Genomic DNA, 25,400 nt, shown 5'->3' with positions numbered 1-25,400 from the left:
CGTCAGCCCTTGTACGCCTTGGCCGCGGCCTTCTCCAGCTCCGCGGCGGTGGCCTTCGGGTCGGAGGGGTCGCGCAGGAAGTCCTGGAGGATCTTCCACTCGCCCGCGCCCTTGGTGCCGCCGAAGGCGGCAGGTGCCTGGTCGGACATGTCGAAGCGGACCGAGTCACCGGCGGCGACCAGGGACTTGGCGGTCGACCGGGTCACACCGTCGCTGTAGGCGGCCGGGTCCAGCTTCTTGTTCGGGGAGAGGAAGCCGCCCGCGTCGGCCCACACCGCCGCGGCCTCCGGCGTGGCCAGGAACTCCACCAGCGCCTGGGCGGCCTTCTGGTTCTTGCCGTCCTTCAGGACGACGGCCGCGTCACCGCCGCTGACCACGGGCGCGTCACCGCCGTCGACGCCCGGGAAGGGGAAGAAGTTGGCGTCGTCGCCGATGGAGCGGCCGAACTGGTCCTTGGCGACGCCCGCGACGAAGTCGCCCTCGTAGACCATGCCGGCCTCGGCCTTGGGTCCGAAGACCTTCTCCACCGAGCCGGGGAAGTCGGTGTTCAGGGCGCCCTTGCGGCCGCCGGCTATGAGCTGCTCGTCCTTGAAGACCTCGCCGAGCGTGGTGAGCGCCTTGACCACGCTCTCGTCGGTCCACTTCAGCTCGTGCGCGGCGAGCTTGTCGTAGTTCTCGGGTCCGGCCTGGGAGAGGTAGATGTTCTCGAACCAGTCGGTGAGGGTCCAGCCGTCCTGTCCGGCGACGGCGAAGGCGGCGAGCCCGGAGTCGGAGACGGTGCGGCCGGCCTCCAGCATGCCCTTGAAGTCCCGCGGCGGCTCGACGCCGGCCTGCTCCAGGGCCTCGGGGCTGTACCAGACGGTCGACTTGTGGGCGGCCTTGAAGTAGAGGCCGTAGAACTTGCCGTCGACGGTGCCGTAGTCCTTCCAGACCTTGGCGAAGTTGGCGTCGACCTCGCTCTCGGTCTTCTTGGACAGCGGCAGCAGCCAGCCCTGCTCGGCGAACTGCTTGAGCACGCCGACCTGCGGGACCATCACGACGTCGAAGGCGTTGCCGCCCTCGATCTTGCTGCCGACGACGGTGGAGACGTTGTCGCCGGTGGAGACGAACTGGGTCTTGGCGCCGGTCTTCTCGGTGAAGGCGTCCAGGACCTTCTGGAAGTTCTTCTGCTCGCTGCCGGACCAGACACCGGCGACGGTGATGGTCTGGCCGCTCAGGCTCTGGTCGCCGCCGCCGGCGGTGACCGGGTCGTCGCTTCCGCAGGCGGTCGCGCCGAGGGCGAGGACGAGGGCGGTGCAGCTGATGAGCAGGGTGGAGCGTCGTCGCATCATCGTTGATGTCCCTTCAGAGGGTGGGAAACTGACGGAAACTCAGAGGTCGCCGAGCCACCAGGCGGCCGTGGAACCGGGCAGCACTCCGGCCGGGCAGGGTCCGCTGGACAGCAGCGGGGCGCCGGAGACGGGTGCGGGAGCGGGGGTGGTCCCGAAGTTGACGGCGCAGACGAATCCGTCGCCGCGGGAGAAGGCCAGGACGTCGGGCGAGCTGTCCAGCCAGTGCAGTTCGCCCTCCCCCAACTGCGGCAGGGAGGAGCGCAGTTGGAGGCCGTCGCGGTACAGGTGCCAGAAGGAGCGGGTGTCGGCGAGGGCACGGTCGGTGGCGTACTCGGCGAAGTAGTCCGGCTGCGGCAGCCAGGGCTTGGCGCCCTCGACGCCGGAGGTGAAGCCGAACGGGGACGCCTGTCCCGACCAGGGCAGCGGCACCCGGCATCCGTCGCGGATGCGGGCCCGGCTGCCGGTGCGCCGGAAGATGGGGTCGGTGAGCACGTCGTCGGGCAGGTCGACGACCTCGGGCAGCCCCAGCTCCTCGCCCTGGTAGATGTACGCGGCCCCGGGCAGCGCCAGCATCAGCAGCGCGGCGGCGCGGGCGCGGGCGGCGCCCATGCCACTGCCCTCGGGGGTGGGTCCGCCGTAGCGGGTGACGGTGCGGACCTGGTCGTGGTTGTTGAGGACCCAGGTGACGGTGGAGCCGGTGCCGGCGATGTCCTGCATGGCCTCGGAGATGACCTTGCGGAAGGCGTCGGCGTCCCAGGGGGCGCCCAGCAGGTCGAAGAAGAACGCCTGGTGGAGTTCGTCCGCGCGGACGTAGAGGGCGTGCTCGCGGGCGGTGGGCACGGAGACCTCGCCGACCAGCAGCCGCTCACGGCCGTCGCGGGCGGTGTACTCCTCGCAGATGGCCCGCCAGTGCCGCCACACCTCGTGCACCTCGGGCTGGTTCCAGGCGAGCGGGTTGACCGAGTCGCGGGTGCGGGCGTCGGCCTCCGGGTCGTCGGAGTCGGGCAGGTCGGGGTGCTTGAAGAGCCCGGCGGCCACGTCGATCCGGAAGCCGTCGACGCCCCGGTCCAGCCAGAAGCGCAGGGTCTCCTCGAAGTCGGCGCCGACGGAGGGGTCGCGCCAGTTCCAGTCGGGCTGCTCGGGCGTGAACATGTGCAGGTACCACTGGCCGTCCTCGACCCGCGTCCAGGCCGGTCCGCCGAACATGGCGTGCCAGTTGTTCGGGGGCTCGACGCCGTCCGGCCCGCGGCCGTCGGCGAAGTGGAAGCGGGCGCGCTCCGGGCTGCCGGGGGCGGCGGCGAGCGCGGCGCGGAAGGCCGGGTGCTCGATGGAGCAGTGGTTCGGAACGATGTCCAGGAGCACCTTGATGCCGAGCCGCCGGGCGGCCGCCATCAGCAGGTCGAACTCGGCGAGGTCGCCGAAGAGCGGGTCGACGTCGCGGTAGTCGGCGACGTCGTAGCCGTGGTCGTGCTGCGGTGAGGGGTAGCAGGGGCTCAGCCATATCCCGTCCACGCCCAGCTTCTTCAGGTACGGCAGCCCGGTGCGGACGCCGGCGAGGTCGCCGACTCCGTCTCCGGTGCTGTCCAGGAAGCTGCGGACGTAGACCTGGTAGATCACCGCGTCACGCCACCAGCGGTACTTACTCAACATGTATGCATGTTAGGTAGCCGTGTCGGAGGGGTGTCAATGAAAAGAACGCACGTTACCGGGGAGTTGCGGTCACAAATCGGTACTTAATGGCCCACCGAGAGGGGCATTGAGATGTCCGCGTTACTTAACAAGTAACTAGGAGGGGGATCCGGTGGCCGGAAAGGGTCAGCGGTCGGAGACGTCGGCCAGCTCACGCGCCAGCCGGCGGACCGCCGCCTCGGGCGTCGCGTGCCCGGTCATGGCGTCCCGCACGACGGCCTGCACCACCAGGCTGACCTGGTCGTAGCGCGGGCTCTTGGGGCGCGGGGCGGCCGTGAGCACGCTCTGGCGCAGGGTCGGCAGATAGGGGAACTGCCGGATCAGGTCCGGGTCCTCGTAGAGCGCCGCCCGCACGGGCGGCAGCGCGCCGCGCGTCAGCACCTGGCGCTGGACGGGCTCACTGGTGAGGTACGCGATCAGGCGCGCGGCGGAGTCGGGGTGCCGGGCATGCGTGGAGACGGCCAGATTGGACCCGCCGAGCACACTGGTGCCCGGCCCGTCGGGCCCCGGCAACGGCACCGCGCCGACCTTCCCGGCGACCGGCGAGCCCTGGGCGGAGGTCACGACATAGGCGTAGGGCCAGTTGCGCAGGAACAGCAGGCGGCCGTCCTGGAAGGCCTGCTTGGACTCCTCCTCCTTGAAGGCCAGCGCCCGCTCGGGGATCCAGCCCTCGCGCACCCCGCGCGCCAGGAACCCGATGCCCTCGCGCGCGGCGGCCGAGTCCACGGTGACCGTCTCGCCCTCGCCGCCGAGGATGGAGCCGCCCGCCGAGTAGACGGCCTCGGCGGCGTTCACGGTGAGACCTTCGTACGGCAGGAACTGGCCCGCGTAGCCGTCCAGCCCGTGTTTCGGGGCGACGGTCTTCGCCAGATGTTCCAGTTCGGCCCAGGTGCGCGGTGGGGAGACGCCCTCCTCGGCCAGGATGTCCTTGCGGTACAGGAGGAGACCCGCGTTGGTCACGTACGGGACGGCGTACAGCCGTCCGTCGTAGGTCGCGGTGTCGACGACCGGGCGCAGGAAGGAGTCCAGCGGGAAGCGGTCGCGCGGCAGCGGCCGTATCCAGCCGGCCGCGGCGAACTCCGAGGTCCAGTTGACGTCGATGTTCAGCAGGTCGAACCGGCCGCGTCCGTCGCGCAGGTCGGTGGTCATCTGCGCGTGGGTCTCGTCGGCGGAGTCCGGCAGCTCGACCAGGGTGACCCGTTCGTCCGGGTGCTCGCGGTTCCAGCCCTCCAGCAGGGGGCCGAGGTATCCGGTGAGGTCACCGGCGGTGGCCAGGGTCAGCGGGCCGCGCCCGGAGTCCTCGCCGGACTGCACTCCGGAGGCCGCGTATCCGGTCAGAACCACCATCAGTGCGAGGAGCCCCCTACCGGCGGCGTGTATCCACCGCATAGGTTCCTCCCTGTACACCGGCTCGGGCTTCGTCGCCCGGGTCAGAGGCCATGTATACCTGTTAGGTATGCGCGATACTAGGGTCTGTCGCACATTACGCCTGTCGCACTGGCGGAGACCCGAGGAGGACAGCACGAGTGCGCCTGCCCCTCCTGGCACTCCTCGCGCGCGGTCCCGCCCACGGCTACGAGCTGAAGCAGGACCTTGAGCGGATGCTGGGCTCGGCGTACCCTCAGCCGAACGTCGGCCAGATCTACGTCACCCTCGGCCGCCTCGAAAAGTCGGGACTGATCGAGGGCGAGGACGTGGAGCAGTCCAGCCGGCCCAACAAGAAGGTCTACCACCTCACGGACGCCGGGCGCGAGGCGCTGAGCGCCTGGTTCGAGGAGACCGAGGACGAGCCGCGGGTGCGGGACGAGTTCTTCATGAAGCTGGCTCTCGCGCCCCAGACCGGCCTCGCCGACCAGATCGCCCTCATCAACAAACAGCGGCGCCAGTACCTCACGACCATGCGCAGCCTCTCCAAGCTGGCCGCCGCCGAAGACCGCGACAACCGCATAGCGCATCTGCTCATCGAGGGCGCGATGCTGCATCTCCAGGCAGACCTCGACTGGCTGGAGCGCTGTCAGGAAGAGCTGGAGGAGCTGGAATGAGCGACAGTCCCGCTCCCGTGCTGCACGCCGAGAGCCTGGTCAAGACCCACTACGGCGAGGGCGCCCCGGCACACGCCGTGCGCGGTGTCGATCTGTCCGTGACCCGTGGTGAGTTCGTGGCGATCACCGGCCCGTCGGGCGCCGGGAAGTCGACACTGCTGCATCTGCTGGGCGGCCTGCTGCGCCCGGACAGCGGCCGGATCGAACTGGACGGGGTGTCCACCGACACCTGGAGCGAGGCCCGCTGGGCGGTCGAGCGCAGGAAGCGCATCGGCATCGTCTTCCAGTTCTTCAACCTGGTCTCCAACCTGTCGGTCGCCGACAATGTCGAACTGCCCGCCCTGCTCGCCGGGCTGCCGCCGAAGAAGGCGCGCGCCGAGCGGGAGGAGCTGCTGGCGGAGCTGGGCCTGGACGGCAAGGAGCGCAGCATGCCGGGCGAGCTGTCCGGCGGTGAGCAGCAGCGCGTCGCACTCGCCCGCGCCCTGGTCAACCACCCCCCGCTGCTGCTCGCCGACGAACCCGCCGGCAGCCTGGACAGCAAGGGCACCCGCGAGGTGATGCGGCTGCTGTCCCGGTTCCACCAGCGCGGCCAGACCATCCTGCTGGTCACCCATGACGCCCGGCTGGCCAGCGCCGCCGACCGCGTGATCAGCTTCTTCGACGGCCGAATAGCCGACGACGCGGCCCTCACCGACACCGCCCCGCCGCGCCGCGGCGGAATATCGGGCGTCCTGGAGCTCAGGGACTGACATGCGGGCCTACGACGATCTCCTGGGGGCCTGATCCGGATGCGAGCCACTCTGCGCTGGGCGCACTCCGATCTGCGCACACACCGCGGCGAGGCGCTGTTCCTGGTCCTCGCCACCGCGGGCGTGGTTGTCTCGCTGCTGCTGGCCACGGCCCTGTTCGGCTACGCCACCAACCCCTGGCAGCGCCTGTTCACCCAGTCCCGCGGCGCCCATGTCTGGCTGCACACGGCCGACACCGCCGACGCGGGCCGGCTGAACGCCCTCGACGGCGTCGCCGCCGTCGCCGGCCCCTACCCCACCGCCCCCGCCACCCTGGCCTCCCGAGGCGGCGCCCGCGCCTCGGTCGAACTGCGCGGCACCCCCGACCGCCCGTCCGTCGGCCGCCCGCTGCTCACCTCGGGGCACTGGCTGGACACGGAGAACCCCGACGGCGTGGTCCTGGAGTCCCGGCTCGCCCACGCCCTGCTCGCGGGCCCCGGCGACACCCTCACCCTCCCCGGCACCGCCCGGAAACTGACCGTGCTCGGCGTCGCCGACAGCCCGGAGCTGCGGTACCGGCCCGGCGAGCGCCCCGGGCTGGTCTGGGCCCTGCCGTCCGCCGTGCACGACCCGGTCGGCCAGGTCACCGGGCTGCGCCTGGCCGACCCCGAGGACACCGACTACATGGTCCAGCGCGCGGTCACCGAACTGGGCGCGGGCGCCGTCAGCAAGGTCTCCACCTGGACGCAGGCGCGCGCCGAGGAGCAGGGCAGCGACCGGCTGCTCGGCCAGGTGCTGGGCCTGTTCGGGCTGGGCGCGCTGATCGCCGCGGGGCTCGCCGTGCACGGGGCGATCTCCACCCGGATCCGCGGTCACCTGCGCGACATCTCGATCCTGAAGGCGGTCGGCTTCACCCCGGGCCAGGTGGTCCGGGTCTATCTGCTGCAGCATCTCGCCTACGCGCTGCTGGGCGCGGTGTCCGCGGCGGCGCTCACCGAGGCGCTGGGCACTCTGCTGCCGGGGCGGCTCGGTGACGCGGTCGGGGTGTGGCAGGGGCTGCCGGGGCACGCGGTGGTGCTGTTCGCCGTCCCGGTCGGCGCGGTGCTGTTCATCGCGGCCACGACCGGGCTCGCGGCCTGGCGGGCGGGCCGGGTGCCGCCGGTGCCGGTGCCCCGGCCGGTGTCGTCGGCGGGCGGTGGGCTGTCCCGCCCGGTCCGGCGGCTGCTGGGGGTACGGCTTCCCCCCGCGCTGGTGCTGGGCTGGCACACCGCGGTCGCCCGCCGTCCGCGCACGCTCGCCACGGTCGCCCGGCTCGCCCTGCCACTGCTGCTGATCGTCGTGGCGCTGAGCGCCTGGAGCACCATCGACCGCTTCCACAGCCACCCCGAGCAGATCGGCCTGCCCACCGCGCTCACCGTGCACACCGACTCCGGCATCGCCGCCGGGGAGGCCCGCGCGATCCTCGACGAGGACCCGCAGGTCGCCGCCGTCTACCCGAGTGCCGAGGTGGCGGCGCTGGTCCCGGGCCAGACCTCCACGATCGCGCTGCGGGGCCTGGGCACCGCGGACAACCCCTACCCGCACGCCCTCGCCGAGGGCCGCGCCGCCCGCGGCCCGGACGAGGCGGTGGCGGGACAGGGCCTGCTGAACCTGCTGGACGCGAAGGTCGGCGACTGGGTGCGGATGACCGTGGGCGACGACGTGCAGATCCTGCACATCGTCGGCCGCAGCATCGAGCCGGAGAACGCCGGCCGCTCCATCTCCACGTCCCTGGACACCCTCCGCGAGAACGACCCGGACCTCACCCCGAGCCGCTACGAGCTGCGGCTCGACAAGGGCGCCGAGGCCTCCGAGGTGGCGGCCCGGCTGACCGAGGAGGGCCGGGGCCACTTGGACGTGCACACGGTCCCGAACCCGGCCGACAGTCTCTCCCCGCTGCGCGGTGTGGTGATCGGCGTCATCACCGTGCTCGCCCTGATCGGGCTGATCGAACTGCTGACGGCGATCGGCGGCATGGTCCGCGAGGGCGAACGGGACCTTCTCGCGCTGAAGGCGATCGGTCTGTCCCCGCGCCAGATCACCGGCATCACGGTCACGGCGACGGCCGTCACGGCGCTCGGCGCGGTCCTGGTGGGCACGGCGCTGGGCAGTGTGCTGGGCCGGTGGCTGATCGACGCCCAGGGCAGTTCGAGCGGCGTCGGGGCCGGTATCGCGAGCGGACCGCCCGCGGCGATCCTGCTGGCGCTCGGCGCGGCGGCGGTGGCGGGAGCGGCCGCCGTGGCAGCGGTGCCCGCCGCACGGGCGGCCCGGCACCGGCTGACGGACGCGCTGAACACGGTGGCGTGACGGCCGGGCGGAAAGCGGACGGACCGGCGCCGCCCGCTCCCCGCCGTCGGTGTCACCGCCCGCGCAGCTCGCGGTACTTGGCGACCAGCGCCTTGCTGGAGGCGTCCAGGCCCGGCACGTCGGCGCCCTCGGTGAGCGCGGGTTCGACGCGCTTGGCGAGCACCTTGCCCAGCTCCACGCCCCACTGGTCGAAGGAGTCGATGTTCCACACCGCGCCCTGCACGAACACCTTGTGCTCGTAGAGCGCGACGAGCTGACCGAGCACCGACGGGGTCAGTTCGCGGGCGAGGATGGTGGTCGTCGGGTGGTTGCCCTTGAAGGTCTTGTGGGCGACCAGCTCCTCCGGGACGCCCTCCGCGCGGACCTCGTCCGGGGTCTTGCCGAAGGCCAGGGCCTGCGTCTGGGCGAAGAAGTTGGCCATCAGCAGGTCGTGCTGCGCCTTGAGCTCCTCACTCAGCTCCGAAACCGGCTCGGCGAACCCGATGAAGTCCGCCGGGATCAGCTTGGTGCCCTGGTGGATCAACTGGTAGTAGGCGTGCTGCCCGTTGGTGCCCGGCGTGCCCCACACCACCGGCCCGGTCTGCCAGTCCACCGGCTGCCCGTCCCGGCCCACGTACTTGCCGTTGGACTCCATGTCGAGCTGCTGGAGGTAGGCGGTGAACTTGGACAGGTAGTGGCTGTAGGGCAGTACCGCGTGCGACTGGGCGTCGTGGAAGTTGCCGTACCAGATACCCAGCAGGCCCAGCAGCAGCGGGGCGTTGGCCTCGGCGGGCGCGGTGCGGAAGTGCTCGTCGATCAGCCGGAAGCCGTCGAGCATCTCGCGGAAGCGGTCCGGGCCGATGGCGATCATCAGGGAGAGGCCGATCGCCGAGTCGTAGGAGTAGCGGCCGCCGACCCAGTCCCAGAACTCGAACATGTTCGCCGGGTCGATGCCGAACTCGGTCACCTTCTCGGTGTTCGTGGACAGCGCCACGAAGTGCCGGGCGACGGCCTCCTGACCGGCGTTCAGCCCGGCCAGCAGCCAGTTGCGGGCCGAGGTGGCGTTGGTGATGGTCTCGATGGTGGTGAAGGTCTTGGAGGCGATGATGAACAGCGTCTCCGCCGCGTCCAGGTCGCGGGTCGCCTCGTGCAGGTCGGCGCCGTCGACATTGGAGACGAAGCGGACCGTCAGATCGCGGTCGGTGAAGGCCCGCAGCACCTCGTAGGCCATGGCCGGGCCGAGGTCGGAGCCGCCGATGCCGACGTTGACGACGTTCTTGATGCGCTTGCCGGTGTGGCCGGTCCACTCCCCGGAGCGGACCCGGTTCGCGAAGGCGCTCATCTTGTCGAGCACGGCGTGCACTCCGGGGACGACGTTCTCCCCGTCGACCTCGATGACCGCGTCGCGCGGGGCGCGCAGCGCGGTGTGCAGGACCGCCCGGTTCTCGGTGGTGTTGATCTTCTCGCCGCGGAACATGGCGTCGCGCAGCCCGAACACATCGGTGGCGGCGGCCAGCTCGCGCAGCAGGCGCAGTGTCTCGTCGGTGACGAGGTGCTTGGAGTAGTCGATGTACAGGTCGCCGACCTGGAGCGTGTACCCGGTGCCGCGCCCGGGGTCGGCGGCGAACAGCGCGCGCAGGTCCGCCTCTTCGAGCTGCTCGCGATGCTTGGCCAGTGCGGTCCACTCGGGCGTCTGGTTGAGCCGGGTACGGCCGTCTTGGTTCATCTCGGACTTCAGCCTTCTTTCGTACCTGTCCCCGCGGATCCCCAACCTAGTTGATCAGCGGGCGACGTGAGCGGTCGTGCTGTCGTCGTGCGGGTCGACAACAAGTACGTCGGCCCTGGGCACAGGTATCAGCGCGAGCACGGACAGGACGAAGAACGCGGCGGCGAGCAGCGCGGGGGTGTTCAGGCCCCAGGCGGTGGCGACGGCGCCGCCGAGGAGCGCGCCGGGCGGTGCCCCGGCCACGCCGAGGGTGCGGAACGCCGAGCTGACCCGGCCGAGCAGTTCGGCGGGGGTGCGCTGCTGCATCAGGGTCGTGGTGTTGACGTTCCACACCATGCCCATGAACCCGAACGCGGCGAGCGCGAGACAGAGCGCGGCCTGATGCCGTACCGAGCCCATGACGACGAGCGCGGCGATCTGCGCGGTCCCGGCCAGCAGCACCGCCCGCACCCGCCCCACCCGGGCGACCACCGCTCCCCCGGCGACCCCGCCGGCCAGGCTGCCGACGGTGTACGCGGTCATCGCGAGCGCGTACCCGGTGTTGCCGGCGTCCAGCCAGCCCGTCACCAGCAGCACCAGGGTGGCGATCAGCGCGCCCATGCCGATGTTGCACAGGGCGGTCGCGGCGCACAGCCCGCGCAGGGCCCGGTCCCGCCACAGGGCGCGTAAGCCTTCGGTGATCTCCCGGCGCAGGGTGCTGCCCACCGGGCGGCGCGCCCGCTCGGGCGGCGCGGTGCGCAGGGAGGCGATCAGGGCGGCGGCGAGCAGGAAGGTGACCGCGTCGGCCGCGAAGGGTGCCGCGGCCCCGGCGGCGAGCAGCAGGGGCACCGCGGGGGCGCCGAGCAAGCCGCCCGCGATGCGCTGCCCGGTCATCAGCCGGGCGTTGGCGCCGCCCAGCTCGGTGGGGCCGACCAGGGCGGGCAGCAGCGCGGTGGAGGCGTTGTCGAAGAGGGTCTGCAGCGTGGTCAGGGCGAAGGCGAAGGCGATCAGCAGTCCGATCGAGGCGTGCCCGAGCGCGACAGTGACCGCGAAGGCGGCGACCAGCGCGCCCCGTACCGCGTCGACCGTCCACATCGCGCGCCGCTGGTCCACCCGGTCGGCCACGGCGCCGCCGAGCAGCCCGAACACGATCCAGGGCAGATAGCCGCAGGCGGTGACCGCGGCGACGAGCAGCGGCCGATGCGTCAGGGTCGCCGCCAGCAGCGGCAGCGCGGCCGTGCGCAGGGCGTCGCCGAAGCTGGAGAGCACGGCGGCGCTCCACAGCCGTCCGAACCCACCGCGCCACGCCGGCGCGCGCACCTCCCCCGTCCCGACCGCCACGTCTCCCCCTCACGGTTCGCCCGATGCACAAACCGTAGAGGGCACCACTGACAATCGGCCGTGACCAGCGGGGTGGTGGCCGGTGAGACAGCTTCGGCCAGGCACGTTTTGGTGCCCGGCCGGTGGTGAACTGCTAGATCTCGCCGCGCAGTTTGGCGAGCGCCTCGGCGAGGATCGCCTCGCCGTCCGCGTCGCTGCGCCGCTCCCGTACGTACGCCAGATGCGTCTTGTACGGCTCGGTGCGCGGCGGGTCCGGCGGGTTGTCCCGGTCCTGCCCGGCGGGGAAGCCACAGCGCGGGCAGTCCCAGGTGTCGGGAACCTGCGCGTCGCTGGCGAAGCTGGGCTGAGTCTCGTGCCCGTTGGAGCACCAGAAGGAGATGCGCAGCCGGGGCGCGGACTCGCCGCGCTCGGCCTCGCCCATCGGCCCCGCCCCGACCCGGCTTCCTCGGATCGCGTTGCCACTTGCCACGGTGTAACTCCCTGCGTGATGGTGCCGCGAAGCGAGTCGGCGTGTCGCTTCGTTGCGGGCGCCTCAGTCTACGTAAGGCCCAACGCACGTCCAGTGATTGGAGTTACAGGCCCCATATCAAGACGCAAGCCCCATGATAGGCCGCGCTCTGGCGCGCGTACCGAACATGGGGCCTTACGTACGGAATGTGCGCGTGGGTCAGTTGTTGACCTTCATCAGAAGGCCGAGCACGACAATGCACGCGAACCACAGCAGACCGACCACAACGGTGATCCGGTCGAGGTTGCGCTCGGCGACCGAGGAGCCGCCGACGGACGACTGCATGCCGCCACCGAACATGTCGGAGAGGCCGCCGCCCTTGCCCTTGTGCATCAGCACCAGCAGCATCAGCAGCCCGCTGAACACGATCAGGGCGATCGAGAACCCCATAACCACGGCTGGACCAACTTCCTCGGATCTGGATGGACGACAGGGGCACAGCCACGGGCTGTGCCCCCGCAAGGGTACGACGGATCGCCGCTACGGCCTACTCACTGGTCGCGGAAGCGCACGATCTTGACGAACTCGTCCGCGTCCAGGGAGGCACCGCCGACCAGGGCGCCGTCGATGTCGGCCTGGGCCATGATCTCGGCCACGTTGCCGGACTTGACCGAGCCGCCGTACTGGATGCGGATCTTGTCGGCCACGTCCTGGGAGTACAGCTCGGCGAGCTTGCCGCGGATGGCCGCGCAGACCTCCTGGGCGTCCTCGGCGCCGCAGACCTTGCCGGTGCCGATGGCCCAGACCGGCTCGTAGGCGATCACGACGGTCTCGGCCTGCTCGGCCGGGAGGTCCTTCAGACCGCCCTCGACCTGGGCGAGGGTGTGCGCGACGTGGTTGCTGGCCTCACGGACCTCCAGCTCCTCGCCGACGCACAGGATCGGGGTCACGCCGTGCTTGTACGCGGCCTTGACCTTGGCGTTGACGATCTCGTCGGTCTCGTTGTGGTACTGGCGGCGCTCGGAGTGGCCGACGGCCACGTAGGTGCACTTGAGCTTGGCCAGCATGGGGCCGGAGATCTCGCCGGTGTAGGCGCCGCCGTCGTGGGCGGAGATGTCCTGGGCGCCGTACTTGATCCTGAGCTTGTCGCCGTCGACCAGGGTCTGCACGGAGCGCAGGTCGGTGAAGGGCGGCAGGACGGCGACCTCGACGGCCTCGTAGTCCTTGTCCGCGAGGGCGAAGGCGAGCTTCTGGACGTGGGCGATGGCCTCAAGGTGGTTGAGGTTCATCTTCCAGTTGCCCGCCATCAGCGGCGTACGGGTGGTCATTGAGGGTCAGTCCTCCAGTGCTGCGAGGCCGGGGAGCGTCTTGCCTTCGAGGTATTCGAGGGAAGCGCCGCCACCGGTCGAGATGTGGCCGAATGCGGTCTCGTCGAAGCCCAGGATGCGCACGGCGGCGGCGGAGTCTCCGCCGCCGACGACCGTGAAGGCCGGGGAGTCGAGGAGAGCCTGGGCGACCGTCTTGGTGCCCTCGGCGTAGTCGGGGTGCTCGAAGACGCCCATGGGGCCGTTCCAGAAGACGGTGGCCGCGTCGGCGAGCTTCGAGGCGTAGAGCTTGCGGGTCTCCGGACCGATGTCCAGGCCCTGCTGGCCGGCCGGGATGGCGTCCGCGGCGACGGCGGTGGGGTTGGCGGGCGCCTTGGTCTTCAGGTCCGGGAAGTCGGCCGCGACCAGGGTGTCGACGGGCAGGACCAGCTCGACGCCGTTCTTCTCGGCCCGCTCCAGGTACTCCTGGACGGCCGGGATCTGGTCCTCCTGGAGCAGCGAGTTGCCGATCTCGTAGCCCTTGGCCTTGAGGAAGGTGTACGCCATGCCGCCGCCGATGAGCAGCCGGTCGGCCTTGTCGAGCAGCTGGTCGATGACGGCGAGCTTGTCGGAGACCTTGGCGCCGCCGAGGGCGACGACGTAGGGCCGCTGGACGTCCTCGGTGAGCTTCTTCAGCACGCCGACCTCGGTGGCGATGAGGTAGCCCGCGTAGTGCGGCAGCTTCGCCGGGAGGTCGAAGACGGAGGCGTGCTTGCGGTGCACGGCGCCGAAGCCGTCACCGACGTACACGTCGGCGAGGGCGGCGAGCTGCTCGGCGAAGGCGGCGCGCTCGGCGTCGTCCTTGGCGGTCTCACCGGCGTTGAAGCGCAGGTTCTCGATGACGGCGACCTGCCCGTCGCCCAGGCCGGCCACCACGGCCTGCGCGGACTCGCCGACCGTGTCGGTCGCGAAGGTGACGTCGGCGCCGAGGAGTTCGCCGAGCCGGGCGGCGGCGGGCGCGAGGGAGAACGCCGGGTCCGGGGCGCCCTTGGGACGGCCCAGGTGGGAGGCGACCACCACGCGGGCGCCCGCCTCGGCGAGGGCCTTGACGGTGGGCAGCACGGCGCGGATCCGGCCGTCGTCGGTGATCGTGGTGCCGGCCAGCGGCACGTTCAGATCGGCGCGGACGAAGACCCGCTTGCCGGCGACACCTTCGGCGAGGAGTTCGTCGATCGTCTTCATATAAGGGGACTCCTGAAGAGGCTCTGGTCGTGCGAAAGCTGATCACGCGAGTAGGGGCTCGTGCAACGCATCATCGCGCCGCACGAGCCCCGCACTCACATCGAGGTGCCCGCTCTGTGGATCAGAGCTGGTTGCCGACGAAGACCGTCAGGTCGACGAGGCGGTTGGAGTAGCCCCACTCGTTGTCGTACCAGCCGAGGATCTTCACCGACTTGCCCTCCTGGACCATGGTCAGGGAGGAGTCGAAGGTGCAGGAGGCCGGGTCGCTGACGATGTCCGAGGAGACGATCGCGTCCTCGGTGTAGGACAGGTAGCCCTGCAGCTCGCCCTCGGAGGCCTTCTTGAACGCGGCGTTGACCTCGTCCTTGGTGACCTCGCGCTCCAGCTCCACGACCAGGTCGGTGGCGGAACCGGTGGGGACCGGGACGCGCATCGCGATGCCGTCGAGCTTGCCCTTGAGCTGGGGCAGGACCAGGGCGGTGGCCTTCGCGGCACCCGTCGTGGTCGGGATGATGTTCTCGGCGGCGGCGCGGGCGCGGCGCAGGTCCTTGTGCGGGAAGTCCAGGATGCGCTGGTCGTTGGTGTACGCGTGGACCGTCGTCATCAGACCCTTGACGATGCCGAAGTTCTCGTCGAGGACCTTCGCCATCGGCGCCACACAGTTGGTGGTGCAGGAGGCGTTGGAGATGACGTGGTGGTTGGCCGCGTCGTACTTGTCGTGGTTGACGCCCATCACGATGGTGATGTCCTCACCGGTGGCCGGAGCCGAGATGAGGACCTTCTTGGCGCCGCCCGCGATGTGCTTCTCGGCGTCGGCCTTCTTCGTGAAGATGCCGGTCGACTCGATGACGATGTCGACGCCCAGCTCGCCCCACGGGATGTCGGCGGGGTTGCGCTCGGACAGGACCTTGATGGTGTGACCGTCGACGGTGATGGTGTCGGCGGTGTGGGTCACCTCCTGCTTGAGGCGGCCCAGGATGGTGTCGTACTTCAGCAGGTGAGCGGTGGTCGCGGTGTCACCCAGGTCGTTGACAGCCACGATCTCGATGTCAGCACCCTGCTCCAGCAGCGCGCGGAAGTAGTTACGACCGATGCGGCCGAAGCCGTTGATGCCTACGCGGATCGTCACGAACCGATCTCCTCGTTGGTACGCCGGCCATGCGGTGCCGGCGAGCTGTATTTGGGATGTCCCCGACCGCCTATGACCCTACCTCTCTGAGGCCCCCTTGGTGACATCGAGATGCCCCATACACGGGCAGGCGGTCCGTACCCGCCAGTAGGGGTACGGACCGCCCCTCAGGGTTGACTCCTCGTCATCTTTTCGTCACTCGGAGTCGAGGGAGGTGAGCGCCTCACGGAGCAGTGCCGCCCGGTCGGCCGGGGCGACGACGTGCTCCAGGCCGAAGCCCAGCAGCACGGTGTCGTGGGTGGTGACCGCGCCGTAGGTCCGGAAGAGCTGACCCGCGCGCGACCAGTCCTTGACCACCGCGGGGCTGCCCGCGGGCGGGCCGGGGGTGGTCCAGGCGCCGAGCGAGGTCTCGAAGCCCTCGGTCTCGGCCGCGCTGCCGCCGATCACGACGGAGGCGTTGTCGACGAGGACGCCGCGCCCGCCGGAACCGGGGTCGGTGATGTAGCTGAAGGAGAGCTCCACGGTCCGGCCCGCGTACGCGGACAGGTCGAAGGAGACCTCCTGCCAGCCGTCCGAGGCCCCGGTGAAGCTGTTCCAGGCGCCGCTCCTGCCGCTCGCCGTGCAGGCGCCGCCGTCGAGCGTCAGGTACCGGCCGAGCGCCGGGTGGGCCTGGAGGAAGAACCCGGCCGAGCACTCGTCGGGCACCGCGGTGCCGGTCGCGCCGCCGAGTTCCGGCAGCGTGGTCCAGTCGTCGCCGCCCGCCGTCCGGGCCTCCAGCACGGCGTGGTCGTAGCCCGGCTCGGTGCTCCACAGCATGCGGGCGCGCAGGGTGGGCGCCTGTGCCGCGGTGACCGAGGTGAGGTCGACGGTGCGGGTGAGCCGGTTCCAGGCGTAGTCGCTGTGCGTGACGGCCGCCATGGCCTCGCCCTCGTACGGGCCGTACGGGTTGACCGTGCCCGGGTATCCGCCCGCGCCGGAGCTGGCGAACTGCGGGAACCTGTCCGGGGCCAGGGTCTCGGAGGTGACGCTGTAGGTCCCGGCCGCGTTCAGCGGGTTGCCCGGCGCCCCGGCCAGCGTGCCCTTGGCGCCCGCGAGTGCGCCGGAGCCCTCGAAGGCGGTGGCCCCGGGCAGCGACGTACGGGTGTAGGCGCCGAGGTAGTACTGGCTGAAGTCGTTGGACGGGGTGCCGTCGGCGAGGCTGACGCTGCCGCCGGCCAGTTCGCCGGCCTCGATCAGCTTGCCGCCCTCGTTGAGGTAGGCGCGCAGTTGGAGCTGGGTGGCGTTGCCGGGGGTGGAGGCGCCGGTGTAGTGGACGACCGTGTCGAAGTGGCCGAGCACGCCGAGCGCGTGCGGCGCGCCCTGGGTGGCGACGTCCCAGACGGCGGCCCGGTGGCCGTTCGCCTTCAGGGCGTCGACGTAGGTCTTGGTCTGGGTGGCCGCGGCGCCCTCCTCGGCGACGACGAGGACGTCCGCACGCGGGCGTTCGGCCACGGTGTAGGTGAAGCGTTCGCTGGAGACCTTCTTGCCGTCGCGGGTCTCGGCGGTGAACCACACCTCGACCCTGTCGCCGACATCGCCGTCGGCGACCTTGGCGCGGTACTCGTCGAAGTGGAGGTTGTCCTCGCCTCCGAAGGTCTCGCCGCCCTTCCACCGCTTGAGCGCCATGTCGTGCGTACGGCCGCCGTTGACGCGGTACTTGAGCTCCTTGTCGCGCAGCGACTTGCGGGCGACGACGGAGACCTCCTGGTCGGCGCCGCGCGCGTACGACGTGGTGAAGGGCGCCGGGGTGAAGTCGGCGGCCTCGGCGCCGATCGCGGAGACCGGCCGGTCGGGGTGGGCGGCGGACTCGGCCACGGAGAGCGCGAAGGGGATGTTCTTGGCGAACTCCTGCTGGATCAGCTTCTCGTCGTCCGGGAAGGTGAAGACCGACCGGCAGTCGGAGGCGCGCCACTCGTCGTCGGAGTCGACGTCGGAGGCGGTCTGGCAGGTCGACATCTCGGGGGTGAACATCGCCATGCCGTTGACGTTGGAGGCGTGTCCGTCGGCCTCGCCGTTGGTGGTGTACAGCTCCGAGGAGACCTGCGGGTGGTAGCCGGGGATCGCGGAGTCGCCGGGGGTTCCGGCGAGCGCCTTGTACATGACGTCGTCGGGGGTGTCGGTGGCGACCTGCCAGCCGACACCGTAGAGGAGGAGTTCGGCGGCCGAGTGGTAGTTGATGCCGAAGGAGAAGCCGATGCGCTTCTGCAGGGCGTCGATGGCCTTGGTCTCCGGCTCCGAGCCGGGGGACGCGCCGCGGTAGGTCTGGCTGGCGGGGTGCGGCGAGGAGCCCTCGTCGTCGTAGCCCCACTTGTAGGGGAAGTTGCGGTTGAGGTCGACGCCGTCGCCGTTGCCGATGACTCCGTCGGCGTTGACGTCACGGAGGTTCTTGCGCCAGAGGCGGTCGCCGTCGGCGCGGAAGGTGTAGTCGTAGCCGTCGGGGTTGGCCGAGAGCACGAACCACAGCTCGGTGCTGTCGACGATCTTCTTGATCCGCTTGTCCGTGCGGTAGTTGTCCAGGTAGTGGTGCAGCAGCCGCCGGGTCATCTCCGGGGTGATCCACTCGCGCGCGTGCTGGTTGGACATGTACAGCACGGCGGGCCGGGAGCCGTCCTTGACGTGCTTGGCATTCTTGGTGAGCTTCACCGCGAGGATGTCCTGGCCGCTGATCGTCTTCCCGATGGAGACGACCTTGGTCAGACCGGGGTTGTCCCGGCCGGTGCGCAGGATCTCCTCCTTCAGGCCGCCGCTGCCGCTGTACGGGCGGAAGACACCCTCCGCGGCGGCCTCGACGCGCCGCTCGGCCTTGCCGGACAGGTCGTGCTCGGTGAGCCGTACGCCCTGATCCTGAAGCTTCTCGGCCTGCTTGTCGGTGAGGTAGACCTCGACCGTGGCGGTGCCCTTGTCGGGGGCCCGCTCGCCGAGTTCGTGGCCGTCCTGTCCGGCGGCGAGCAGCAGCGGGATCTGCTTCTTGGTGACCTCGGCGCGGAAGACCTTGACCTGCTCCGGACCGGGTGAGTCCGGGTTCTCGTCCTGTGCCTGGGCGATGGGTGCGATGCTCGCTCCGCCGATCAGGAGCGCGCCGACAGCGAGGATCGATCTCGCTCTGTGTCTCATGAACCCCCCTAGCGTGGGTTCGCCACGTCAGCGAACAGTTGCCAGGCTCATGTCACTCCAAGATCGAGTCAAGGGCGCCTCACAGCCACGAAAACGCCGGTGAACGTCCCCCAAGTGGACCCGTTCACCGGCGTTCTGAGCAGACGTCAGCCGACGAGATTGTCGGCCATCTCCTCGGTGATGCTGGACTCCGTGCCCGGGATGCCGAGGTCCTGGGCGCGCTTGTCGGCCATGGCGAGCAGCCGGCGGATACGGCCGGCGACAGCGTCCTTGGTCAGCGGCGGGTCGGCGAGCGCGCCCAGCTCCTCCAGCGAGGCCTGCTTGTGCTCCATGCGCAGCCGTCCCGCGGCGGCGAGGTGCTCGGGAACGTCGTCGCCGAGGATCTCCAGGGCCCGCTGGACCCGGGCACCGGCGGCGACCGCGGCGCGCGCGGAGCGGCGCAGGTTGGCGTCGTCGAAGTTGGCGAGCCGGTTCGCCGTGGCCCGTACCTCGCGGCGCATCCGGCGCTCCTCCCAGGCCAGCACCGACTCATGGGCGCCGAGCCGGGTGAGCAGCGCGCCGATGGCGTCGCCGTCGCGGACGACCACGCGGTCCACGCCGCGCACCTCACGGGCCTTGGCGGCGATGGACAGGCGGCGGGCGGCGCCGACGAGGGCCAGCGCGGCCTCGGGGCCGGGGCAGGTGACCTCCAGGGAGGAGGAGCGGCCCGGCTCGGTGAGCGAGCCGTGCGCCAGGAAGGCGCCGCGCCAGGCGGCCTCGGCGTCGCACGTGGCGCCGGAGACGACCTGCGGGGGCAGCCCGCGGATCGGGCGGCCCCGCCCGTCGACCAGGCCGGTCTGCCGGGCCAGCTGGTCACCGCCCGCGACGACCCGGACGACGTAGCGCGAGCCGCGGCGCAGCCCGCCCGGCGCCATCACGATCAGTTCGGAGGCATGGCCGAAGATCTCCAGGATGTCCCGCTTGAGCCGCCGGGCGGCCATCGCGGTGTCCAGCTCCGCCTCGATCACGATGCGCCCGCTGACCAGGTGGAGGCCGCCGGCGAACCGCAGAATGGCGGAGACCTCCGCCTTTCTGCAGCAGGTCCGGGTGACGGGGAGCCGGGAGATCTCGTCCTTCACCGCTGCCGTCATCGCCATGGGCCGATCCTTCCATGCATCCGAAAAATACGGTCGTACGCGGCGGCGAGCAGCTCCGGGTCGTGCCGCGGGGTTCCGTCCCTCCGGGCGACCGGAGCCAGCTCGACCGCGGCCCCGAACCGCTTGGCGGCCTCGGTGAGGACCTCACGGTCGGGCACGGCGGCCTCGTCGGCCAGCACCACGTCCAGGGCGAGTTTAGGGGCGTGTCGTCCCAAAACCTCCAAATGACGCTGCGGGGAGAAACCTTCGGTTTCTCCGGGCTGCGGAGCGAGGTTCAGCGAGAGTACCCGGCGGGCCTTGGTCTCGGTCAGCGCGTCCAGCAGCTGGGGCACCAGCAGATGCGGGATGACGGAGGAGAACCAGGAGCCGGGGCCCAGCACCACCCAGTCCGCGTCCAGGACCGCCTCGACGGCCTCGGGGACGGCGGGCGGGTCGTTCGGGACCAGGTGCACGGACTGCACCTCGCCCGGGGTGAGGGCGACGGTGGCCTGTCCGCGCACGGTGTCGACCTGGTCGGGCCGCTCCGGGTCGTGGCCCTTGACCAGCGCCTGGAGCTCCAGGGGCACGGCGGACATGGGCAGCACGCGCCCGTGCGCGCCGAGCAGCTTGCCGACCAGGTCCAGGGCCTGGACGTGGTCGCCGAGCTGCTCCCACAGGGCGACGATCAGCAGATTGCCGAGCGCGTGGTCGTGCAGATCGCCGTGGGAGGTGAAGCGGTGCTGGATCACCCGGGACCAGGTCTGGCCCCAGTCGTCGTCGCCGCACAGCGCGGCCAGCGCCTTGCGCAGGTCACCGGGCGGCAGTACGCCCAGCTCGGCGCGCAGGCGCCCGCTGGAGCCGCCGTCGTCGGCCACGGTGACGACGGCGGTGAGGTCGCCGGTGATCCGGCGCAGTGCGGCCAGTGAGGCGGACAGCCCCATGCCGCCGCCGAGGGCGACGACCTTGGGCTGGGTGCCCCGGCGGCGCGGCCGGCCGCCGCGGGCCTCCACGGGGCGGCCGATCCGCCCCACCGGTACGACCCGGCCCACCCGGATCAGCCGCGGTGTACGTCCTGTCATTCGCGTCCCATGTCCCGGTGGACCACCACCGTCTCCACACCCTGCGCGGCGAGCCGGGCGGCGAGCTTCTCCGAGGTGGCCACCGAGCGGTGCTTGCCGCCCGTGCAGCCGACCGCGATGGTCACGTAGCGCTTGCCCTCACGACGGTAGCCCGCGGCAACCAGCTGCAACAGCTCGGTGTACCGGTCGAGGAACTCCTTGGCGCCGGGCTGGTTGAAGACGTACGCCGACACCTCCTCGTTCAGGCCGGTGTAGGGGCGCAGCTCCGGGACCCAGTGCGGGTTGGGCAGGAAGCGCATGTCGACGACGAGGTCGGCGTCGACGGGCAGGCCGTACTTGAAGCCGAAGGACATCACGGTGGCCCGCAGCTCGGGCTCCTCCTCGCCGGCGAACTGGGCGTCCATCTTGGCGCGCAGCTCGTGCACGTTGAGGCTGGAGGTGTCGATCACCAGGTCGGCGTCGCCGCGCAGCTCGCGCAGCAGCTCGCGCTCGGCGGCGATGCCGTCGACGATGCGGCCGTCGCCCTGGAGGGGGTGCGGTCTGCGCACCGACTCGAAGCGGCGCACCAGGGCCTCGTCGGAGGACTCCAGGAACACGATGCGCCGGGTGACACCCCGGGTGTCGAGGTCGGCGAGCGACTCGCGGAGGTTGTCGAAGAAGCGGCGGCCGCGGACGTCGACGACGACCGCGATGCGGGCGACATTGCCCTGGGAGCGGGCGCCGAGCTCCACCATGGTGGGGATCAGCGCGGGCGGCAGGTTGTCGACCACGAACCAGCCGAGGTCCTCCAGACACTTCGCGGCCGTGGAGCGACCCGCTCCGGACATGCCGGAGATGATCACCAGCTCGGGGATGGCGGCCTCGGGGACCACGACGTTCTCGCCGGTACTCACCTGTGCTCCGTTTTCCTGGGGTCGTTCTGGTCGCTCTTGCTTGTCCTGCTCGGTCATGTCTCCTGCCCCCGTCGTTCGTCCGGGGTGCCCTCGGTCGGGTCGGGCGCCCCGTCTTCCATGTCTTCCATGATCTCTCCAGTCGCCGTGTTGACGGCGGGCGCGGGCGGGACCGCCCGGGCGAAGGCCGCGGCGATGGTCTCGGCCGTTTTACGGCCTATGCCCGGAACCTCGCAGATCTGATCGATTGTCGCCGACCGGAGCTTCTTGACGGAACCGAAGTGCTTGATCAGCGCCTGTTTGCGGGTCTCGCCGAGGCCCGGTACGTCGTCCAGCGGAGAGGACCGGAAGCGCTTGGCGCGCTTGGCGCGCTGGTAGGTGATGGCGAAGCGGTGGGCCTCGTCGCGGACCCGCTGGAGCAGGTAGAGGCCCTCGCTGGTGCGGGGCAGGACGACCGGGTCGTCCTCGCCGGGCAGCCAGACCTCCTCCAGGCGCTTGGCCAGGCCGCACACGGCGATGTCGTCGATGCCCAGCTCGTCCAGGGCCCGCTTGGCGGCGGCGACCTGGGGCTGCCCGCCGTCGACGACCACGAGCTGGGGCGGGTAGGCGAACTTCTTGGGACGGCCGTCGTCGTCCTTCAGGCCGTTCTCGCCGGGGGCGGCGGACTCCTCGTCCACCCACTCGCCGGTCTTCTCCTTCTCGGCGATGTAGCGCTTGAAGCGGCGGGAGATCACCTCGTGCATGGACCGCACGTCGTCCTGTCCGGCGAAGCCGCGGATCTGGAAGCGGCGGTACTCGCTCTTGCGCTGCAGACCGTCCTCGAAGACGACCATGGAGGCCACCACGTCGTCGCCCTGGAGGTGGGAGATGTCATAGCACTCGATGCGCAGGGGGGCGCTGTCCAGGCCGAGGGCGTCGGCGATCTCCTCCAGCGCGCGCGAGCGCGTGGTCAGGTCGGAGGCACGCTTGGTCTTGTGCAGCGCGAGGGCCTGAAGGGCGTTGCGCGCGACGGTCTCCATCAGCGCCTTCTTGTCGCCGCGCTGCGGGATGCGCAGCGACACGTTGGAGCCGCGGCGCTCGGTGAGCCACTGCTGGACCGGCTCCACCGGGTCGGGCAGGGCGGGGACGAGGACCTCCTTGGGGACGGCGTCGCCGCTCTCCTCGCCGTAGAGCTGCTGCAGGGCGTGCTCGACGAGGGCGCCGGTGGTGATCTCCTCGACCTTGTCGGTGACCCAGCCGCGCTGGCCGCGCACGCGTCCGCCGCGGACGTGGAAGATCTGCACCGCCGCCTCCAGCTCGTCCTCGGCGACGGCGATCAGGTCGGCGTCGGTCGCGTCGGCGAGCACGACCGCGTTCTTCTCCATGGCCTTCTTCAGGGCCTCGATGTCGTCGCGCAGCCGGGCGGCCCGCTCGTACTCCATCTCGTCGGCCGCCCGCATCATCTGCTTCTCCAGACGGCGCAGATACGTGCCGGTGCGGCCGGCCATGAAGTCGCAGAACTCATCGGCGAGTTCGCGGTGCTCCTCGGGCGAGACACGGCCCACGCAGGGCGCGGAGCACTTGCCGATGTAGCCGAGCAGACAGGGGCGGTCGGTGCGGGCGGCGTTCTTGAAGACGCCGGCCGAACAGGTCCGCACGGGGAAAACGCGCAGCAGCAGGTCGACGGTGTCGCGGATGGCCCACGCGTGCGCGTACGGACCGAAGTAGCGCACGCCCTTCTTCTTGTGACCGCGCATCACCTGCACGCGCGGGAACTCCTCGTTCATCGTCACCGCGAGGTACGGGTAGCTCTTGTCGTCGCGGTACTTGACGTTGAACCGGGGGTCGTACTCCTTGATCCAGGAGTACTCCAGCTGGAGCGCCTCGACCTCCGTGGACACCACCGTCCACTCCACGGACGCGGCCGTGGTGACCATGCTCCGGGTTCGGGGGTGGAGCCCGGCCAGGTCCTGGAAGTAGTTGGCCAGGCGCTGGCGCAGGCTCTTCGCCTTTCCGACGTAGATCACCCGGCGGTGCTCGTCGCGGAAGCGGTAGACCCCGGGAGAGTCCGGGATCTGTCCCGGCCGGGGGCGGTAGCTGGAGGGGTCGGCCATGCTTCACACCCTACTGGCGAGGGGTGACAGCACGGCGGGGCTGTGGACGACGGCGGGGGCGGCCGCCGGGGTGGCGGGGCGCCGGCGGGAGGGCGTGTGGCGCGTACAACAAGTGCATGACCGGCCAATCGAACACGGTGGTTCGGCTTCAGGTGTTGTCGGGGCTTGGTCAACACGCTTCAATGCGGGGGAACTCGGGCCCGCCCCCTCGCCCGCACGCTCGGTCCGACCAGCCGTCGTGAACGCTTCACAGAAAGGCCCCCGCATGCCGCAGGCCCCCCAGCACGCGGACGCCGCCGCCGTCGCCACCGCGGAGCCGGACGCGGACAGGGACGCGAAGCCGGACCAGGAACTGAACGCGGTACTGAACGGCGGCCCCTTCCACGTCGCCCTGCGCGCCGCCATCGCCGCACGCGGGCTCCCCCTCCAGCGCGTCCAGCACCATCTCTCGCGCTACGGGGTCAAGGTCGGCGTCACCAGTCTCAGTTACTGGCAGCAGGGCGCCCGCAGACCCCAGCGCCCCGAGTCGCTGCGCGCGGTGCGCGCGCTGGAGGAGATACTCCAGCTCCCCGAGGAGTCCCTGATCCGCCTGCTCGCCGAGAGCGAGGACACGGCGGGCGAACACCCTCCCGCGGCCCGCTCCTACCGCTCCCTCGTCGAGGCCGACGGCGTCCTGGCCTCGCTGCTGGCCGACCTGGGGGCCCCGGTCGACGGCGGTCTGCACCTTCTCGGACTGCACGAGCGGATACGGGTCGGCGCGCGGCGCGAGCTGGCGGGCCGCGAGGCACAGCACATCGTGCGCTCCCACCGCGACGGCGTCGACCGCTTCGTGGCCGTCTACCACGGCGACCCGGGCTGTACGCCCGACCTGATGCGGGTCCAGGCACTGGAGAACTGCCGCACCGGCCGGGTCCTGACCCACCACGACACCGGAGTCCTGGCCGCCGAACTGCTCTTCGGCACCCGGCTGCGCTCCGGAGACACCTTCCTCTTCCGGTACGGCGTCGAGGACGGCACGGCCGGGGTGTCCCGAGAGTACGCGCGCGGGTTCCGCCAGGCGGGCGGCCAGTACGCGCTCCAGGTCCGCTTCGACGGGCGCCAACTGCCGCTGCGCTGCCACCGGTTCGTCCAGCACTCGGCGGCGGCCCCGCGCAGCGGCCGGCAGGAACTCCCGCTCAGCCCGCTGCACCACTCCGTGCACCTCGTCGAGCCGCGCCTGCGGACCGGGATCGTGGGGATCGGCTGGGACTGGGAGTGAGCGGACGGGACGGCTGAGCGGACGGGACCGATGATCGGGCGGGACCGATGATCGGGCGGTACAGCTGATCGGGCGGATCAGGCGTCGGTCGCCGGGCTCACCACGATCCGGCCGCCCTTGGCCTCCACCGGCAGCTCCTTGAGCGGGACGCTCGCGGGCTCGCGCAGCACCTCGCCGTTCGTGGCGTCGAACTCGCTGCCGTGGCAGGAGCAGACGAGCTTCGTCCCCTCCAGGTTGTTGATGGGGCACCGCGCGTGCGTGCAGATCGTGCTGTACGCCTTCAGGGCGCCCTTGTCGTCCCGGCTGACGACCACGTTGTGGTCCTTGTAGAGCTTCGCGCCGCCCTCGGTGACCTCGCTCTCCGCGCCCAGGTCGACCGGCGCGGTCGGTTCGGCGTCCACCGTCTCCCCGCCCGGCGAGCACGCGGCCAGGCCCAGCCCGGCGACGGGGGCGAGGGCCGCTCCGCGCAGGACGGTACGGCGGGACGGGGTCGGGTGGCCGGTCATGCGGGTCTCCACAGGTCAAAGG

General features: G+C 71.1%; 20 protein-coding genes. 4 read left to right on the top strand and 16 right to left on the bottom strand.

Features of this window, described 5'->3' with window-relative positions; genetic code table 11:
- Positions 1-2: 2 nt before the first annotated feature.
- From ACZ7L7_RS12360 to ACZ7L7_RS12350, 3 genes are all read right to left on the bottom strand, one after another.
- On the bottom strand, positions 3-1,331 hold the full coding sequence (locus ACZ7L7_RS12360) for an ABC transporter substrate-binding protein (protein WP_285513293.1): 1,329 nt from the start codon (positions 1,329-1,331) through the stop codon (positions 3-5).
- A gap of 39 nt (positions 1,332-1,370) precedes the next feature.
- On the bottom strand, positions 1,371-2,981 hold the full coding sequence (locus ACZ7L7_RS12355; protein WP_285513292.1) for a glycoside hydrolase family 13 protein: 1,611 nt from the start codon (positions 2,979-2,981) through the stop codon (positions 1,371-1,373).
- A gap of 165 nt (positions 2,982-3,146) precedes the next feature.
- The gene (locus tag ACZ7L7_RS12350; protein ID WP_285513291.1) at positions 3,147-4,409 is read right to left on the bottom strand and encodes an ABC transporter substrate-binding protein; all 1,263 of its coding nucleotides are present in this window, start codon (positions 4,407-4,409) and stop codon (positions 3,147-3,149) included.
- Positions 4,410-4,546: 137 nt separating this feature from the next.
- Here ACZ7L7_RS12350 and ACZ7L7_RS12345 point away from each other — a divergent pair, with 137 nt between their 5' ends.
- From ACZ7L7_RS12345 to ACZ7L7_RS12335, 3 genes are read left to right on the top strand one after another with little or no spacing between them, the layout of a single operon-like run.
- Positions 4,547-5,062 carry a PadR family transcriptional regulator gene (locus tag ACZ7L7_RS12345; RefSeq protein ID WP_285513290.1) on the top strand — a complete coding sequence of 172 codons (516 nt, stop codon included), beginning with the start codon at positions 4,547-4,549 and terminating at the stop codon, positions 5,060-5,062.
- On the top strand, positions 5,059-5,811 hold the full coding sequence (locus tag ACZ7L7_RS12340) for an ABC transporter ATP-binding protein (RefSeq protein ID WP_453605921.1): 753 nt from the start codon (positions 5,059-5,061) through the stop codon (positions 5,809-5,811). The genes ACZ7L7_RS12345 and ACZ7L7_RS12340 overlap by 4 nt, the downstream gene beginning before the upstream one ends.
- A 39-nt stretch (positions 5,812-5,850) precedes the next feature.
- Positions 5,851-8,136 (top strand): FtsX-like permease family protein, encoded by a 2,286-nt coding sequence (locus tag ACZ7L7_RS12335; protein WP_285513288.1) that lies wholly within the window; start codon positions 5,851-5,853, stop codon positions 8,134-8,136.
- A 52-nt stretch (positions 8,137-8,188) separates the two neighbouring features.
- On the opposite strand, the gene pgi is transcribed toward ACZ7L7_RS12335, so the two are convergent.
- The 12 genes from pgi to uvrC form a co-directional block, all read right to left on the bottom strand.
- On the bottom strand, positions 8,189-9,841 hold the full coding sequence (pgi, locus tag ACZ7L7_RS12330) for a glucose-6-phosphate isomerase (RefSeq protein WP_472075750.1): 1,653 nt from the start codon (positions 9,839-9,841) through the stop codon (positions 8,189-8,191).
- A 54-nt stretch (positions 9,842-9,895) separates the two neighbouring features.
- Complete coding sequence (locus tag ACZ7L7_RS12325; protein WP_285513286.1) at positions 9,896-11,161, bottom strand: MFS transporter; 1,266 nt, start codon at positions 11,159-11,161, stop codon at positions 9,896-9,898.
- Positions 11,162-11,294: 133 nt separating this feature from the next.
- Positions 11,295-11,582: an RNA polymerase-binding protein RbpA gene (locus ACZ7L7_RS12320; protein WP_004002138.1), complete on the bottom strand. Its 288-nt coding sequence runs from the start codon at positions 11,580-11,582 to the stop codon at positions 11,295-11,297.
- Positions 11,583-11,828: 246 nt separating this feature from the next.
- The gene (gene secG, locus ACZ7L7_RS12315; RefSeq protein ID WP_015661252.1) at positions 11,829-12,059 is read right to left on the bottom strand and encodes a preprotein translocase subunit SecG; all 231 of its coding nucleotides are present in this window, start codon (positions 12,057-12,059) and stop codon (positions 11,829-11,831) included.
- Between the two features lie 101 nt (positions 12,060-12,160).
- Complete coding sequence (tpiA, locus tag ACZ7L7_RS12310; protein WP_471428317.1) at positions 12,161-12,937, bottom strand: triose-phosphate isomerase; 777 nt, start codon at positions 12,935-12,937, stop codon at positions 12,161-12,163.
- 6 nt (positions 12,938-12,943) lie between these two features.
- On the bottom strand, positions 12,944-14,155 hold the full coding sequence (locus ACZ7L7_RS12305) for a phosphoglycerate kinase (RefSeq protein ID WP_285513284.1): 1,212 nt from the start codon (positions 14,153-14,155) through the stop codon (positions 12,944-12,946).
- A 121-nt stretch (positions 14,156-14,276) separates the two neighbouring features.
- Positions 14,277-15,284: a type I glyceraldehyde-3-phosphate dehydrogenase gene (gap, locus tag ACZ7L7_RS12300; protein ID WP_285513283.1), complete on the bottom strand. Its 1,008-nt coding sequence runs from the start codon at positions 15,282-15,284 to the stop codon at positions 14,277-14,279.
- Positions 15,285-15,479: 195 nt separating this feature from the next.
- Entirely contained in the window at positions 15,480-18,437 is a 2,958-nt protein-coding gene (locus tag ACZ7L7_RS12295; protein ID WP_285513282.1) for a M14 family metallopeptidase, read from the bottom strand.
- Between the two features lie 146 nt (positions 18,438-18,583).
- The gene (whiA, locus tag ACZ7L7_RS12290; protein WP_285513281.1) at positions 18,584-19,573 is read right to left on the bottom strand and encodes a DNA-binding protein WhiA; all 990 of its coding nucleotides are present in this window, start codon (positions 19,571-19,573) and stop codon (positions 18,584-18,586) included.
- Positions 19,564-20,631 carry a gluconeogenesis factor YvcK family protein gene (locus tag ACZ7L7_RS12285; protein WP_285513280.1) on the bottom strand — a complete coding sequence of 356 codons (1,068 nt, stop codon included), beginning with the start codon at positions 20,629-20,631 and terminating at the stop codon, positions 19,564-19,566. Before ACZ7L7_RS12285 ends, whiA begins: the two co-directional genes overlap by 10 nt.
- On the bottom strand, positions 20,628-21,581 hold the full coding sequence (rapZ, locus tag ACZ7L7_RS12280; RefSeq protein ID WP_285513279.1) for an RNase adapter RapZ: 954 nt from the start codon (positions 21,579-21,581) through the stop codon (positions 20,628-20,630). The genes ACZ7L7_RS12285 and rapZ overlap by 4 nt, the downstream gene beginning before the upstream one ends.
- On the bottom strand, positions 21,578-23,614 hold the full coding sequence (gene uvrC / locus ACZ7L7_RS12275; protein ID WP_471428311.1) for an excinuclease ABC subunit UvrC: 2,037 nt from the start codon (positions 23,612-23,614) through the stop codon (positions 21,578-21,580). Before uvrC ends, rapZ begins: the two co-directional genes overlap by 4 nt.
- A 265-nt stretch (positions 23,615-23,879) precedes the next feature.
- Between uvrC and ACZ7L7_RS12270 the strand changes: the two genes are divergently transcribed.
- The gene (locus ACZ7L7_RS12270; RefSeq protein ID WP_471428309.1) at positions 23,880-24,872 is read left to right on the top strand and encodes a hypothetical protein; all 993 of its coding nucleotides are present in this window, start codon (positions 23,880-23,882) and stop codon (positions 24,870-24,872) included.
- Positions 24,873-24,949: 77 nt separating this feature from the next.
- On the opposite strand, the gene ACZ7L7_RS12265 is transcribed toward ACZ7L7_RS12270, so the two are convergent.
- Positions 24,950-25,378 carry a Rieske (2Fe-2S) protein gene (locus tag ACZ7L7_RS12265; protein ID WP_285513276.1) on the bottom strand — a complete coding sequence of 143 codons (429 nt, stop codon included), beginning with the start codon at positions 25,376-25,378 and terminating at the stop codon, positions 24,950-24,952.
- Positions 25,379-25,400 lie beyond the last annotated feature (22 nt).

This window comes from Streptomyces sp. NPDC110618, assembly GCF_055657065.1.
Note: the sequence above shows the minus strand (reverse complement) of the source record. Positions and strands in the feature narration are given on the sequence as shown.